General features: G+C 36.2%; 13 protein-coding genes. 7 read left to right on the forward strand and 6 right to left on the reverse strand.

Annotation, left to right across the window (positions count from 1 at the left end; all coding sequences use genetic code 11):
• The 4 genes from LWH95_RS20695 to LWH95_RS20710 form a co-directional block, all read left to right on the forward strand.
• A partial coding sequence (locus LWH95_RS20695; protein ID WP_232920285.1) for a glycosyltransferase family protein occupies positions 1-1,897 on the forward strand: 1,897 nt, incomplete at its 5' end.
• A gap of 19 nt (positions 1,898-1,916) precedes the next feature.
• Positions 1,917-3,194, forward strand: a complete 1,278-nt coding sequence (locus LWH95_RS20700) for a nucleotide sugar dehydrogenase (RefSeq protein ID WP_232920286.1) — start codon at positions 1,917-1,919, stop codon at positions 3,192-3,194.
• A 45-nt stretch (positions 3,195-3,239) separates the two neighbouring features.
• On the forward strand, positions 3,240-5,372 hold the full coding sequence (locus tag LWH95_RS20705; RefSeq protein WP_232920287.1) for an N-acetylglucosaminidase: 2,133 nt from the start codon (positions 3,240-3,242) through the stop codon (positions 5,370-5,372).
• 67 nt (positions 5,373-5,439) lie between these two features.
• The gene (locus tag LWH95_RS20710; protein ID WP_232920288.1) at positions 5,440-6,282 is read left to right on the forward strand and encodes a glycosyl transferase family 2; all 843 of its coding nucleotides are present in this window, start codon (positions 5,440-5,442) and stop codon (positions 6,280-6,282) included.
• A 251-nt stretch (positions 6,283-6,533) separates the two neighbouring features.
• Here the strand turns inward: LWH95_RS20710 and LWH95_RS20715 are convergent, their stop codons facing one another.
• The 6 genes from LWH95_RS20715 to LWH95_RS20740 form a co-directional block, all read right to left on the reverse strand.
• The gene (locus LWH95_RS20715) at positions 6,534-8,393 is read right to left on the reverse strand and encodes a CDP-glycerol glycerophosphotransferase family protein (RefSeq protein ID WP_332880200.1); all 1,860 of its coding nucleotides are present in this window, start codon (positions 8,391-8,393) and stop codon (positions 6,534-6,536) included.
• Between the two features lie 18 nt (positions 8,394-8,411).
• Positions 8,412-9,581 carry a CDP-glycerol glycerophosphotransferase family protein gene (locus LWH95_RS20720; RefSeq protein ID WP_148982483.1) on the reverse strand — a complete coding sequence of 390 codons (1,170 nt, stop codon included), beginning with the start codon at positions 9,579-9,581 and terminating at the stop codon, positions 8,412-8,414.
• Positions 9,582-9,584: 3 nt separating this feature from the next.
• A complete protein-coding gene (locus LWH95_RS20725) occupies positions 9,585-10,610 on the reverse strand; it encodes a ribitol-5-phosphate dehydrogenase (protein WP_003235523.1) in 1,026 nt (341 codons plus the stop codon).
• Positions 10,607-11,320, reverse strand: coding sequence for an IspD/TarI family cytidylyltransferase (locus tag LWH95_RS20730; RefSeq protein WP_003235520.1), 714 nt, complete (start codon positions 11,318-11,320; stop codon positions 10,607-10,609). The genes LWH95_RS20725 and LWH95_RS20730 overlap by 4 nt, the downstream gene beginning before the upstream one ends.
• 88 nt (positions 11,321-11,408) lie before the next feature.
• Entirely contained in the window at positions 11,409-12,560 is a 1,152-nt protein-coding gene (locus tag LWH95_RS20735; protein ID WP_232920290.1) for a CDP-glycerol glycerophosphotransferase family protein, read from the reverse strand.
• 95 nt (positions 12,561-12,655) lie between these two features.
• Positions 12,656-13,429 carry a WecB/TagA/CpsF family glycosyltransferase gene (locus LWH95_RS20740; RefSeq protein ID WP_003235516.1) on the reverse strand — a complete coding sequence of 258 codons (774 nt, stop codon included), beginning with the start codon at positions 13,427-13,429 and terminating at the stop codon, positions 12,656-12,658.
• Between the two features lie 507 nt (positions 13,430-13,936).
• On the opposite strand from LWH95_RS20740, the gene tagD reads away from it, so the two are divergent.
• The 3 genes from tagD to LWH95_RS20755 all read left to right on the forward strand — a co-directional run.
• Entirely contained in the window at positions 13,937-14,326 is a 390-nt protein-coding gene (tagD, locus tag LWH95_RS20745; RefSeq protein WP_003235514.1) for a glycerol-3-phosphate cytidylyltransferase, read from the forward strand.
• Between the two features lie 94 nt (positions 14,327-14,420).
• The gene (locus LWH95_RS20750; protein ID WP_232920292.1) at positions 14,421-15,605 is read left to right on the forward strand and encodes a CDP-glycerol glycerophosphotransferase family protein; all 1,185 of its coding nucleotides are present in this window, start codon (positions 14,421-14,423) and stop codon (positions 15,603-15,605) included.
• A gap of 23 nt (positions 15,606-15,628) precedes the next feature.
• A partial coding sequence (locus tag LWH95_RS20755) for a glycosyltransferase family 2 protein (RefSeq protein ID WP_232920291.1) occupies positions 15,629-16,721 on the forward strand: 1,093 nt, incomplete at its 3' end.

The following is a 16,721-nucleotide window of genomic DNA, read 5'->3' on the forward strand; positions in this document are numbered from 1 at the left end:
GAGTTATCGTTTTGCATTTAGGCTAGAAGGGAGAGGGGAATTTTATTTAAAAAAACTGAAAATCAATCAAGTATTTGAAGAAATTACCGTACCAAATAATACTGGTGTTAATCGCTCCATCACTCTATCGAAAGCTTCAAAGGTAGAACAATTCATTGATTCAATAGAAAAACATACACAGATTTATAAAAATGAAAAAAAAGATTTGAGAATTGCTGCTATTCTTGATGAGTTTAGTTATGAATGTTTTAGGCATGATGCTGAAATTTTAAGACTATCAAAAACAGATTGGGATACTGAGATAATAGAATTTGATCCCCATTTTGTATTTGTAGAATCATGCTGGCAGGGAAATCAAGGACATTGGCAATATGAAGTTGCAAATTTACATAAAAACAAACACCGAACAGCATTAAAGAAGCTAACGGAATTTTGCAAGACGCAAAAAATAAAAACGGTATTCTGGGATAAAGAAGGTTATGAGAATTTTGAGTTTTTTAGAACAGCTGCCAGTTATTTTGATTATATTATGACTGCTGACGAAAACACGGTAGAGAGGTTTAAAGACATCTCATCAATTAATGAGGTAGGAATCTTGCCGTTTGCGGCTCAGCCGAAAATTCATAATCCAATAAATAAAAACCTGCATCACTTGGGCGGAATAGCGTTTGCTGGCTCTTATTACAATAATAAACATGAATCTAGAAAAAGAGATATTGAAGAAATAATAAAACCCGCGCTTGATTTTGGGATTGATATATATGACCGTTACTATAATGTGCCTGCGGAAAAAAAAGTGAACAATACATGGCCAGAGGAATATCAAAAACATATTGTTGGATCTTTAAATTACAGTCAAATGAATGTCGCGTATAAAAATTACAATATGTTTGTAAATGTAAATTCAGTGCAAAACAGTAAACACATGTTTGCGAGAAGAGTTTTTGAACTCATGGCAAGTAAAACAATGGTTATTTCTGGACCTTCTCAAGGGATAAAGGGATATTTCGGGCAGTTAGTCCCTGTTACTTGTTCAAAAGAAGAAACAATTAACATTTTAAAAACATTTTTGCATAATCCAGTTTATCGAGAAATGTATGAAAAGAAAGGACATCGACTTGTTTTAAATTCGCATACTTACAAAAATAGATTGCAAGAGATTTGTGATCATATTGGTATAGATATTAATTTGTTAGAAAAACCCAGGATCTCTATTATCTCTTCAACTCAGCGTACTGAATATATGGAGAATCTTTATAACAATGCTCGCCATCAAACTTATCAAAACCTTGAGTTAATTATTATTCTAAATAAGAATTCAATGGATGCAGAGGAATGGAAACAAAAATTTTCAAGTCTTCATTTCCCGGTTAAAATACTTCAAGTAGATGAAAATGTGTCCTTAGGTCACTGTTTAAATAAAGCAGTCCAGTGTTCTACAGGAGAAATAATAGCTAAATTTGATGATGATGACTACTATGCACCTCACTACTTGGAAGATATGTTGCATTCAATGGAATACTCAGGGGCCGATATTGTAGGGAAGAGCGCACATTATGTATACCTAGAAGAGAGAGAACTGCTTATTCTAAAAACAGTTGGATCAGGTGCGGAAAGATATTCTGATTTTATCTCTGGGGCAACTTTAGTATTTAAAAAAGAAGTTTTTGTTTCTCTGGGAGGATTTTCAGATAGAAATAGAGGAGAAGATTCAGATTTCCTTAAAAGAGCAAAGAAGAATGGAAATATTATATATTCTAATGACAGTTGGAACTTCTGTTTAGTCAGACGTGCAAATCGAAATAGCCATACATGGAATATCACAGCAGATGATTTGTTGAGGAATTCAACTGTACATTCAATGTGTAAAGATTATAAAAAACCAATTACTATTTAATATAGGAGGTTCAAAACAAATGAAAGTTTGTGTAATTGGCCTAGGTTATATTGGCCTTCCCACATCAGTAATGTTTGCTAAATATGGAGTGGATGTAATAGGTGTTGATGTTCAACCGCATGTAGTAGATAGTCTAAATAATGGTGAAGCACATTTAGAAGAACCAGGATTACAAGAACTTCTAGATGAAGCTTTAGCAAATGGAAATTTCAAAGCCCAACTCGTTCCTGAGCCCGCAGATGTCTTTATTATTGCTGTACCAACTCCTAATAACATTAATGACAATATGTCTTGTGATTTAACTTATGTATTACAAGCAGTAGATAATATTATCCCTTATATTCGAAAAAGAAGCACTATTATAGTTGAATCAACCATTGCCCCAAGAAGTATAGAGGATTATGTTCAGCCTCTATTAGAGAAAAATGGGTTCACCATTGGTGAAGACATATACCTAGTGCATTGTCCAGAGCGAGTAATGCCTGGTAATATATTCCATGAACTTGCTAATAATATGAGAATTGTTGGGGGCATAACTCCTTCTTGCAGTGAAGCTGGAGAAAAAGTATATAGAACTTTTGTAAAAAGTAAAATAGTCAAAACAGATGCAAAGACTGCAGAAATGTCCAAGTTAATGGAGAATACGTATAGGGATGTAAATATCGCTCTTGCAAATGAACTTACAAAGATATGTAATGATTTACATATTAATGCTTTGGATGTCATTGAAATGGCTAATATGCATCCAAGGGTTAATATCCATAGTCCAGGTCCAGGTGTAGGTGGACACTGTCTGGCTGTTGACCCATATTTTATCGTTGCAAAAGCTCCGGAAACAGCAGATTTAATAAGTCGATCTCGGTCAATTAACTCATCAATGCCTATCTACATAGTGGAGAAACTTAGAGAAATAATGGAAATGGTTAATGGCCGTACCATTACAATTGGAGGAATGGCTTATAAGGGAGATATTGATGATTTACGTGAAAGTCCAGCATTAGAAATTTTAGAAATGCTAAAGTCAGAGAAGAAATATGAGGTCAGAGCTTATGACCCTTACGTTAACCATTCCGATAATGCTCAAAACTTGGCAGAGGCATTGGAGGGATCAGATTTATTTCTTATTTTAACTGATCATAGCTTATTTAAAACGATAAATGATGAAGATATTAACAGAATGTCAAATAAAGTGATTTTTGATACAAGAAACATTGTAAGCAATGTACCAGAAGACTGCGAATGTATCAATTTAGGGAGTATCCATAATTTCCTGAATAAGCCTGTTTTGAATGTATAATAAGATTATTGATATTTATAAAATATAGGGGGGGATAGTGATTCAATGAGAAAATATTTATACCTTTTTTCTTTCGTTATTTTATTCTTTCTTACATTGAGTTTTTATGGAGAAAGAGTTTTAGCTTATACTGACACATCAACATATAAAGTAACGATCAAAGATGAATTTACTAGTGAGGATAAAGTCAAGGGAATTTCAAATAAAATTAAAAACGATACCGGCTGGGATGCTAATTATAAACTGACAGGTAACACAACAAAAGCATTTAAAATAATAACAGGCGGATTTTACGGAGAAGACAAAGTAAAAGATGTATTAAATGATTTTGAACAGATTACAGGGATATATGGAAGTTATTCTGAGAATGGGAATGTTCAAACCATATACCAAATTACCACTGGCGGCTTCACTGGTGAATCAAAAGTAAAACAAGTACTAGATATGCTACAAGCACAAACTGGAGTAAAAGGGACTTATACTTCAACCGGAGAGAAACAATATTATTATCGAATTGTTTCAGGCGGTTTCCAAAGTGAACAGCGAATTAAAGAGGTTTTAAGAAAGTTTGAAAATGAAACAAGCATTAAAGGAAGTTATGAACCTATAGGTGATTCAAAGATCACTTATACTGTACTATCTGGCGGTTTTTCTACAGAAGATAATGTTAAAAAGGCTGCGGCGGAAACCAAAAGTCAAACTGGTATTGAGGCTTCTTATGAGAAAATACCTGACTCAGAATCATACAGGTTGGTGATCAGTAATATTACTGAAAGTGAATTAGCTGTCATTGAATCCTTTTTTGGAAAAAAGAACTGGTGGTATGTTAAGAAAGAGATAAATAACCAATCCTATCGCTTGATTTCAGAACCAATATTGGATGACCAAATTATTGATAAAGGTTTGTCATTTTTTGAGTCCAATAAATGGTGGGCAAGCAAACAAAAAACTGATCAGCTGGGAGAAAATAAGTTTAGAATTACTACTGAAAAAATTAGTGATAAAACAAAACTTCAAAAAGCGCTGAATTTTTTTGAGTCCAATAAATGGTGGGCTGTTTCTCAAAAAACAACAATCAAAGGTTATAGAATTACATCTGAAGTTATAAATTCAGAAGCTGTCTTAAATAAAGGACTAGACTATTTCAAAGGAAAAAATTTATGGGCTACTTATAGTAATTTATCAAAAGATACTTATAGCATAAACCTAAATGAAGAGTTCACAGGAATTGAAAATGCTACATCAGCAGTAAATAAATTATCTAATATTTATGGACTAAATGCAGAAGTTGTTAAGATCAAAGATGGTCCTCAAATAATGAATACCAACTACAATCTTACACTTTCTGATATGATTTCAAAGCAGATGAATGCAAATCCGCAAACGGATTCAGCTGCGTATGTTTCACTCTCATATATTAACACTTCAACTTCAACAGTAACTGCTGATTATCTAAATGTTAGATCATCTCCTGAAGTGAAAAGTGATAATATAATAGGACAAGTCCAGAAAGGTGATAAGGTAACCATTATTAGCAAGGAAGGAAACTGGGCTAAAATAAATTTGGGGTGGCGAAAAGCAAGCCGAGAAGAAGTCACTTACTATATTAACCCAGAGAACTTTTCCATTAGTGGTAAATATTACTTTCAGTTTTTAAAGTTATCTCAATACGCAGGACTTACAGCTATAGAAGTTAACAATAAAATCCTGAAGGGAAAAGGGATTCTGGAAGGTAAAGGTGAATCCTTTATTAAGGCTGCTGAATCTAATAATATCAATGAATTATACCTCTTATCGCATTCTTTATTGGAAACGGGAAATGGTTCATCAGAGTTAGCGAATGGTGTGATGTACAATGGCAAAAAAGTTTATAACATGTATGGAATTGGTGCTTACGATGGAGATGCAGTAACCAAGGGAGCTCAATATGCATATAATCAAGGCTGGTTTACACCTGAAGCTGCAATTTTAGGCGGAGCAAAATTTATTGGCTCAAGCTATATTCACAATGCAACTTATCACCAAGATACACTATATAAAATGAGATGGGAACCGAGCGTAAGCCATCAATATGCTACAGATATTGGCTGGGCTTACAAACAAGTTAATAGAATGTATAGTTTGTATACTCTATTAGATAACTATACATTGTATTATGATATTCCTAAATATAAATAAAAGGTTTCAAAATCCAGAAACATTGTTTCTGGGTTTTGTTTATTATGAAAAAAGCAAGGTGATTCGTTTGGAAATAAATCAGTTAAGGAAAGAGACTATAAAATTTATCGATTTAAAGGAATACAAAATAAGAATTGAAGAACCCTACTTACTATGTGTTACAACTGAAGATGGAGTGCCATTTGAGTTTTTGATAAATATAAGGCTGAATCAAAATAAATTGCTCATTTTAAGCTCAGGAGCATATGACAATGTGAAACTAAAACCTCCAGTTTTTCAAAGATATACATGGATGACAGAGTTCAACCATTCTGTTGTTTATTTTAATGATCCAACACTCTATATAAATCAGAAGTTATCAATAGGATGGGGACAGGGAACAAAAAATCATTTCTATTTAGCCACAATTACAAATGTAATAAGAGAAATTGCTTATAAGATTAAGGTTAACACGAAAGATATATTCTTTTATGGCAGTTCAGCAGGAGGGTTTATGTCGTTAATTCTCGCTAGTTTTCTTAGGGCTAATGCTATCGTTAACAATCCACAAACTGATGTATGTACATTCTATCAATCACATGTAGACAGACTATTTGAATCTCTTTATCCTAATGAAGATAAACATGAGGTGATTAAGCAGTTTCGGTATAGATTAAATGTATGTGCATTTTTTCAAAAGTTAAAACATGTTCCCAAAATTTTCTATTACCAAAATTATGCTTGTGGTTTTGACGTGGAAACGCAACTTTTACCTTTTCTTAATTCCATTAAGAGTGAAAAAACTTTGGCGCACCTCACAGCTGATAAAGAAATTGAACTTCATTTATATTATGACGCTGAACTAGGCCACAATCCCTTAAATAAACAAAAAACAATGGAAATTATTCATAAGGCAATGTTTGGTTCATAAACAGTGATCAGTACAAAGTTAAGATTACTTAGAATAGAATCTCTAACTGCTATTACTGTAAGCGGGGTCTCTGTGTTTCATAACAAATAGTTAATTAATTTAGGAGAAACAAGCTGAAAGGATCTAATTTAATAAAAGTGTTCCTTACTTGATTTATATGAGGAATTTTTTTCTTCATTATACAAACAGCGTGTAAACAATATAGTGGTAATAAAAAAACACCTTTTGCAGCTGCAAAAGGTGTTTTTCATTTATCTTTTAAGGACTTTATCGTCCAACGGCTCCTCTTCCTGAGGGAAGACAATCTGATCAACTACACGTTCACTTGCTTTTCCGTCAAGATCATCGAAGAAATAGTGAACAAATGAATCTATTTGCTCAAAGTTATACTTCTCTTCTTTAATGATCGAAATCATTTGATCAGACGTTTTCGCAAGCGGACCAGGAATAAAGTCAAAGTAATCGTAATAGAAATCACGTTTGCGAATATAATCATCTACATCATAGCTGAAGAAGATCATCGGTTTATTTAATAAAGCATACTCAAAGCACACAGAAGAGTAATCCGTAATCAGAACATCTGTTACTAGCAATAGCTCGTTAATTTCCCTGAAAGAAGAGAAATCATAAAAGAAATCGCTGTACTGATAAGGGATATTGGCATCGTTTCGTACGAACGGATGAATCTTAAATAAGAAGATATATTCATCCTTTAACTCACGATACAGACGGTCAAAATCAAGCACTTCAAAAGGATAGTGAGCTGATTGCTGACCGTTTCCGCGGAAGGTAGGTGCAAAAAGAATAACCTTCTTATCCTTAAGAAACGGGTATTCCGTATATAGACGTTCTTTCACAAATGCCTTCTTCGCTTCATCAAAGAAAAAGTCTGTTCGCGGTACGCCAGTGGCGATGACGTTCTCAATGTCTACACCGAAGCCCTCTGCATAGTGCTTTCGTATATTTTCAGAGCTGACAATAACCTTCGTGTAGTTTCTATGGTTTTTCGAATGCGGCGACGGTCCTCCCGGCAGCCCGATTCGGCTGTAGCCGAATGTCTTAAAGGCGCCGACAGCATGCCACAGCTGGACAAGGTCAGCATTTTTACGGATTTTCAACGGATAAATAATCGGATAAAAATCATCAATAAAAATGATTTTGCTTGTCGCAAAATGATATGCCATAGACATCAGTTCAGACAGGCTTTTTCTGTCTCGAATGCTGCTCTTTAAGAAAAATTTGAAATCGAAGTTTTCTTCGCGCTTCAGCAGTTCTTCATAAACAAATTCGAAGTTTCCTGTCATATCAAGCCGGCTGTCAGAAGCAAAGACGATCTTATTGGACTTAATCGGCAGCAGACGGAACACATCATAAGCAAAATGGAACAAGCTCGTATTCAGCTTACGCAAAAAGCGGTTTGCTTCTTTCCCAGTATCTAGCTCCAAAAGGCTCGGATCAATTTCCTGCAGTTTGTTGCAAGACAAGTTAATGGTCTTTTCGCCCTCATCATAGTTAACGATCAAATTGAACTTCATCAGCTTTTTAGCAGAATGAAATTCCATCTTTGTAGCATACACATCATTAGAGAGGAAATTGCTGACGTTTCCGACCGTATGCACTTCCTGGTGTTTTACATTTTGGTCATCTACAGCTTCAATTTCGAGAAACAATTTATACTCGCCCTGCGGAAGAGGCTTGTCATTCATCAGCTTAGAAAAGTTAATTTGCTGTGAAAATCCTGCCCACTTATAGGCCCCAGGCACATTTGAAGTATCAATTGACAGCCGATCTACCGGAACATCCCGCAGTGAAACAGCTGTAAATAAAACACCGTTGTTCACCAATAATAAACGTTTACGAACCTGATCCTCTTTTTGAAGCGGCAGGCCCTTGATATACATATAACCCGCAATTTTAAGAATTGATCCATTCCAAGAAAACTCAGAAATTTTTCTGACAGGGACTTGCTGGTTTTCTTCAATTCGCTTGGTTTTATCGAAAAGAGAAAAAACCCTGTTATCTGTCGTATGGACAATGACAGCTGCATTTTCTTTTTTCGTTTTCTTTTTTGATCTGAAAAGTCTGTTCTTAATCTTTCTGGCCAGCTTCACTTTGTACCTCACTTTCTCCTAATCGGCACCAGATGTTAAAAATGATGAAATAAAATCGGCTACCCGCTCTGAAGATTTGCCGTCTTGATGGGTAATAAATGTCTGTGAAAATGCTTCAATCCGCTTTTTATCAGCCTCGTGATCACTCTCGATATCGTGTACAAGCGATGGAACATCCTTAGAAATCGGCCCGGGTACAAACGATTCAAACGGATAGTAGAAATCACGTTCTTCCAAGTAGTCTTCTAAATCCGGGCAGTAAAAATACATCGGACGTTTCAGCAGGCTGTATTCGAAAATGACTGAAGAATAATCGGTTATCAGTCCATCGGAGATTGCCATCAAATCGTACAAAGAGTACGAATCGGTTAAATCCAGCACAAAATCATCCTCTTCCGTGTGCGCATGCTTGCGCATATACGGATGAAGATGGAGCATCACGACATAATCTTTATGGTTTAGCGCCGATTTTAATTGTAGCAGATCAAGCGGGGTAGCGTCACCCTCTTGATGATGTCCGCTGCCTCGAAAAGTAGGTGCATACAAAAGCTTTTTCTTATGCTTAAGTTCAGGATAAGCCCGATGAAACTCATCCAGTACAGTGCGAATATGTTCCTTATGATAAAAATAATCCGTCCTTGGAATGCCGAGCGGCAAAATCTGCTTTTCCCCCATTTGAAAAGCTTCGGCAAAATGCGGCACGGCAGCGGGTGCACTGACAATCGCATAATCATAGTTAGAATGCACGGGAACAATCTTCAGATAATCAGAAGATGGGCCAAACGGCTTGTTCACTATGCTGTAGCCGAATTTTTTAAACGCGCCGCAAGCATGCCAAAGCTGGATGGCGACAGTTTCCTTGCGTTTTGGCACAACATACAAAGGAAAATAATAATCATCCAACAAAAGCACACGACACGTGGCAAGGTGATATAACGAGCTGAAAAGATGAAGCAAATATGCAGCTCGTCCGATCAATCCCTTATCCATCTTGCGGAAAAGCAGGGTGATGCGAAGAGACGGATCTTGCTTCAGCTTTTCATAGACATCTTTAAAATTATCACTTAAATGATCCTCACGATAGGAAGCTATGACAACTTTGTTGTGCTGTACTGGTAATAAAGCGCTCAATAGTTTATAAGCAGTGCCGAATACTCCTTTTACGATTCGTGTAAGGAATGTTTTCACTGTTTAAATTTCCCATTCGATAACAGTTTTTCCCCAAGATGAAGTCAAATCTGCTTCAAACGCGTTTGTAATTTCCTCAATACTGCGTACCGGGAAGCGTCCGCCTACTAATGTTTCTAAATAATCAACGACTTCAGGGTATTGAGCTAAAAAGTCCACAGTACGGGCAAAATCCTCGCGTCCGCTGCGGCTGCTGCCGATCAGCGTAATTCCTTTTTCAAGCACCATTCTCGTTTCAATTTCAACAGGGTATTCAGATACGCCTAAGAGCGCTACACACGCTTCAGGATGAACATGGGCAATGATCTGCTCAATTGCGCTTTCACTGCCGCGTCCGCCTACACATTCAAAGGCATGATCGATTCTGACATCCTCAGGAATGTCGTTAATTTGATAAGCTGCATCAACAAAAGAAAAATGATCAAGCTTGTAAGGTGTTTTTCCGAAGATAAACACTTTGCTGTCCGGATATTTCTTCTTCAGGAGAAGCGTCATGATAAATCCGAGATTTCCGTCTCCCCAGACACCGAATGTGTCGCGCTTCTTGTGTGCCATTCGCTCAAAGCGGGAAAGCGCATGAACTGCAATCGTAATAAGCTCAGTAAAGGCTGCGACATGCGGATTAATGCTGTCCGGAAGTTCAACGAGCCGATCTGGCGCCATGAACATGTAATCCTGCATAAATCCATCATAGCCGCTTGAACGGAATCTGCTGGAACGCAGGTAATTCTCCGCAATGACTTCATGCTCTTCAACTGGTGTATTCGGAACCATAACAACCCGTGTTCCGACTTTAAATGTGCCTGTCGGATCAAACATGACTTTCCCGATTCCTTCATGAATCAGAGCCATCGGCAGTTTTTTATCCATCGCTTCTTTGCCCCGTGAGCCAGTATAATAGCGCTGGTCGGCAGCACAGATCGATAAATGGGTAGGACGGACGACGACCTTATCTGAATGGACAACTTTATCTTTATACGTCACTTCAAATTGTCGGGCAGAAACTAAACGATACGTTTGATTAATCATTGTGAAATTCGCTCCTGTAAAATGGCATTAGCCACTTTTAAGTCATATGGTGTCGTTACTTTAATATTAAAGACTTCACCGCGGACCAGCTTCACTTTTTCACCTGCTAACGAACAGATCTTGCAAGCGTCAGTCAGGACAGCTTTTTGTTCATCGGACAGTTTATTATAAAGCTCGACCAATTTGCTGATCCGGAAGCTTTGCGGTGTTTGCCCCTGATACATGTTATCGCGGACAGGAATATCAGAAATAAATTCCTGGTCTTCTGAAGCGATAATCGTATCAATGGCTGAGATAACGGTATCGACCGCACCGTATTGAAGAACTGCATCAATGTTTTCGTCGATAATGCGATGAGTCAGAAACGGCCGCACAGAATCATGAGTGATGATCACGTCATCATCCTGAATGCCGAATTCTTTTTCAATATAGCGGATACCGCTCATAATAGATTCATTACGGTCGCTGCCGCCTTCAACAACAATCAGGCGATCATCCTGCCCGATGAATTTCTTTAAAATGTCTTTTGTATGGTTAATCCACTCTTTAGGTGAAACGATTAAAATCTTATCGAAACGGTCATTTAATAAAAACTTTTCAACCGTATGAATGATAATTGGGCGTTTATTTAACGGCAAAAACTGTTTTGGCATATTGACGTTCCCCATGCGGGAACCTTTTCCACCGGCTAAAATCTCAGCATAAATCATAAAATGACTCCTTCCTTACTACAACTCATAATGTTTTATAAAGGGTTTTCATATTATTTGCAATACCGATCTCTATTATATATAAAGATCAGCTTGATTTCTCATGTACATAGCTTAAAAGCTGCTTACTGGCATTCCCTCTCGAGTACAGATTCCACTCGCGTGAAAAGCGCTCCACTTCAGATTGGAGCTTGTCCATATCTTTCAGCTGGTCCAAGAGCATTCCTGAATCATGGCAAGGCACCCCGGGTATCACCTCAGTATAATGCTGAATTAAACCGCGGGTTCTGCTGTAAGCTTCCATATCATACGTATAAAACAAAATGGGTTTGTCCAACAGCGCAAATTCAAAAGGGACAGAAGAATAATCTGATATTAACAGATCGCTCATTTTTAAAAGGTCTGCAAGAGGGAGGTCTGAAACATCTTTTATCCACGCACTATCCTCAGGTAATTCAGCAGATTGCTTCATAACAGGATGAAGTTTTACTGCAAGTAAATATTCTCCTTTTAAATCATGCTGCAAGTGTTTTTCTGAAAACGGCAGCGAAAAGCTTTCGAACCGGTCGTCCCTAAAGGTCGGTGCATACAGAATGATTTTTTTCTCTACCGGCAGATGATATTTGCTTTTAAGGTCATTGCTGTTTTCCCGCGCCTCATAGTAAGCATCGGTTAAAGGTACACCAAACCGAAGAAATGTATCACCTTTTATGTCGAAAAATTCCTTGAATATGTCAGCCATATGTTCAGAACCGACGACAATCCGATCAAATGAAGCATACACTTTTCGAAAGCGTCTTACGTCAGCCCGTGACCGGTTTTGTGTGTTGATATCCTTTAACCCAAATCGCTTAAACGCTCCGTTCGCATGCCACACTTGGATACACTCGATATCAGGCCTGCTGGTAAGAACGGTCGTCAAAACAAAATAATTATCAACAATCACAGATTTGCTGCTCAGCATAGAAAAGACCGCTTTACATATATGAAGCGGGTGTTTTTCGTTAATAACTGAAACAGTAAGCGAAGGAAATTCCTTTTCCAGCGATTTGGCATGCTGGGTAAGCAGCACATGAATGGGAAAGGAATAATGTCCCTTCTGATATTCCTTTAATATTGCTCGGGCATTATCAGGAAAGGAAACGAGAAGGGTCACTTGACTTCCTGGTTTGACCCAAAACAGCATTGTGCCAATGACTTTGACGAACACATAATAAAAAAACACAAACCAGGATTTCATTCTGTCATCAGCTCAAAATGGCTGTCACAGATTGTCCGCAGGCACAGGGAAAGATTCATACATTTCATTACATACCATAGCTCCTTTAAGACCGATTACAGATGGCGTGATTGATCCTTGACCTGTCCTGTATATTGCGGCTTTGCTGAAGCTCGTTCATGTTTCAGCACGGCTGTAACATACTTAGGAATGCTCAGCATTCTTCTCCAGCGTGCAGGGTTTGTGATCAGCCTGTACATCCACTCAAGGTGAAAACGGATAAAAAATGAGGGCGCTCTTTTTACATTGCCGCTGAACACATCAAAGCTTCCGCCAAGCCCTACAGCAACAGCCTGAGGGAATAAATGTCGGTATTTATGGATAAAGAACTCCTGATTAGGATAACCTAACGCGACAAATACCATATCAGGATTTGCAGCCGCAATCTTGTCTGCCACCTCACGCTGATCTTTCACATAGCCGTCAGAGTATCCGGCAATTTCAATCCCGGGAAAATCACGTTTAACTCGCTCAATTGTTTCCGCAATCACATGCTTAGCCGCACCGTAAAAGAAAACCCGTTTTTTCTTTTGATCGGCTTTCTCAAGCAGAGACGTAAACAAATCATAACCGGCGATTCTGGATTGAAGAGGTTTTCCAATCATTTTGGAAACCAATACAACACCAATGCCATCCGGCAAAATAAAATCAGCAGACGAAAGAACCGCTTCATAACGCGGATTCTGCATCGCTTCAAATCCGATTTCAGGATTCGCTGTTACGATGAACGCACCTTTGTTCTGATCCAAATATGACGTTTCTAAATGTGATACAAATGAAGTCAGTTCACTGTCTACAAAATCTAATTGATTAATGGGTTTCGTTTGCATCGTATCAACCCTCCTTTTCATCTATATGTCTATAAAAAACACGTGTCATTCGTATAGTTTGATTAAAGCCTCTTTGCCTGAAAACATCTTACTCTATTTTACCACAAAAATCTTTAGGAACTTTTAACATTCACATTACAATTCCTTCACGTTTTGACGATGAATTAATATGAGGAGGGCGTACAGAATAAATGACGCAGCAGAAAGAAAATCGTTTCACTTAAAAATGCGACAAAAGAATCGATTTTTCCGAAAAAGAAAACTTGTTATAATGGGTATGGATGAGACATTAGGCCTGCAAAATTTATACATCAATACAACGTAGATACCAAAAATTGCTGATGATTGACATTTTTAAAGAGCCTTAACTTTTATAGGAACTTATGCTATTATTGTTCATTATTAATGGTACGTAAAAAATATGTCGAAATTATAAACAATCTGTTAAGGTTTTTGGTTTTTTTCTGGTACTCTCAGTTGAAAACGGTTGGAAGGTGATGTTATCTAATGAAGAAAGTGATAACGTACGGAACATTTGATTTATTTCACTACGGACATATGAAGCTGCTTGAAAGAGCAAAAAATCTGGGTGATTACTTAATTGTAGGACTGTCTACAGATGAATTTAATCTTCAAAAACAAAAAAAATCGCATCATTCTTATGAACATCGAAAATTCATTCTAGAAACAATCGGTTTTGTTAATGAAGTCATTCCTGAAAAAAACTGGGAACAAAAAATCTCAGATATTCAAAAGTACGATATAGATACATTTGTCATCGGCGATGACTGGGAAGGGAAATTTGACTTCTTGAAGGAATATTGTGAGGTCATTTACCTTCCAAGAACAGAAGGCATTTCAACTACCCAAATCAAAAAAGACATGGCTAGCTTATAGAAGCACTAACTAAAAGAGGCTTGAAGTAAATTCAGTTGCTTCTTTTTTTCTTGCTTGCGCAAATATAAATCTTTCACTCTTTAAGGAGTTCATGATGAAATCTTTTATTTTAAATAAATGCAGAAGTTTGTTAGTCAGGGCTTATTCAGTTCTTTTTAAGATTTTTGCCCTTCTGCCGAGAAACAACAAATTAATTTTATTTGAAAGCTATTCTGGAAAACAGTTTAGCTGCAATCCCCGAGCAATCTACGAATATCTGCAGGAAAATAAAGATCAATATGATTATAAACTGATATGGAGCATTGATAAACGATATCTGTCGGCATTAGACGGCGTTGATGCGGCATATATTAAAAGGTTTTCTCTTAAGTGGATTTGGTACATGGCTACAGCTAAATATTGGATTACAAACAGCCGGCTTCCTTTATGGATTCCAAAACCCAAAAACACATTGTATGTACAAACGTGGCACGGCACTCCGTTAAAAAAACTTGCTAATGATATGGACGAAGTGCACATGCCCGGAACCACAACTGAAAAGTATAAACAGAATTTTCTGCAGGAAGCAAGCAAATGGGATTATTTGATTTCTCCTAATGCTTATTCGACTGAAATTTTTAAACGTGCGTTTCAATTTAAAAAACAAATTTTAGAAACTGGTTATCCGAGAAATGACATTCTATATTCTTTAAATAAGGAATCATTAATAAATAAGGTAAAGCAAGAGTTAGGAATTGGTGAAGATAAAAAAATTATTTTATATGCTCCAACTTGGAGGGACAATGAATTTAAGAAGGTTGGCCAGTATAAATTTAAACTCCAATTTGACCTAGAGGAAATGAAGAGGGAACTTGGGGATTCTGTAGTTATCCTTTTAAGAATGCATTATCTAGTATCAGAAAAATTTAATTTAAGGAAATATAAAGACTTTGTTAAAGATGTTTCTTTATATAAAGATATTCGAGATTTATATTTAATTAGTTATTTATTGATTACAGATTATTCTTCTGTCTTTTTTGATTATATGAATTTGAAAAAACCCATTGTATTTTTTGTATATGATCTCCCGGCTTATCGAGACTCCATCAGAGGTTTTTACTTTGATTTTCAACAGAAAACGCCAGGGAACTTGGTTCAAACAAGTGAAGAACTTATAAAAACAGTAAAAGAGTTGTTACATAATCCATATATAGATCATAACTATGAGGATTTTTATAATGAATTTTGTAATTTAGAAGATGGCAAGGCTTCTAAAAGAGTAATTGAAACGATCCTTTAACTTCTAAATAAAGAGGTACTAACATGTTTTCTATAATAATGCCAATATATAATTCTGAGAATTATTTAAGGGACTCAATAGAGAGTGTCATTAACCAATCAATTGGTTTTAAGGAAAATATAGAACTTATATTAATAGATGATGGCAGTGTTGACAGCAGTCCTCAAATTTGTGAATCCTTTAAAAACTTATATCCTAATAATATTAAATTCTTAAAAATTGAAAATTCCGGGCCTTCTGCTGCAAGAAATTGTGGATTATTAAATGTAAGTGGAAAATCTAAATTCATTGGTTTTCTAGATTCTGACGATGCATTCTCCGGAAATGCGCTGCGAAGTGTTTATGACTTTTTTTGTGATTCCGAAGATGTAAATATTGCCGTATTACCTGTTTATTACACAGGTGAAAAAGAAGGCGAACATAAATTAAATAATAGATTTGAAAAAGGAACTAGAGTTATAAATATTCTCAACGATTATAAGGCTATTCATTTTTATATTGGCGGCACTTTTTACAGAAGACATACATTAAATAGTACCGCCCGGTTTGATGAATCTATAAAGTTTTGGGAAGACGCTATCTTTTTTAACCAGTTATTGCTGAAAGAAAGAAGATACGGAGCAGTTGCAGAAGGAAAGTATTTTTATAGAAAACGAAAAGAAGAGAACTCATTAGTTGATTGTTCATGGTTCAACAAAAAAAGATACACGTATTTGTTGAATGCATGTTACATGACTTTGTTGATGGATTCAATAAAAAAATATGATATAGTTCTGCCTTATTTGCAATTTTTAATTGTATATCATATGAAACTGTTTTTATATCCGAATTATAGAGATATTTATAAGTCTGTTTTAAATCATCAAGAACAAAAAGATTTTGTTGAAGATTTTATTAAAATTTTAAGATTTATTGAACCACAATTTATAAAAGAACAAGATATGCCCATGTACTATAAAGAATTTATGTATCACTTATTAGAAGCAAATACAGAAGCTCTTGAAAACATAAAAAAAGAAAGAGTACTACAAAGTTCATGTACTGTTACTTCGACAAAAATAAAAGGGCTTAAACTTGAATTAACAGGACACTTTATTAACCAGTATTATGAGATGC

This window comes from Bacillus sp. G16, assembly GCF_021282335.1.
Lineage (GTDB): Bacteria > Bacillota > Bacilli > Bacillales > Bacillaceae > Bacillus > Bacillus inaquosorum.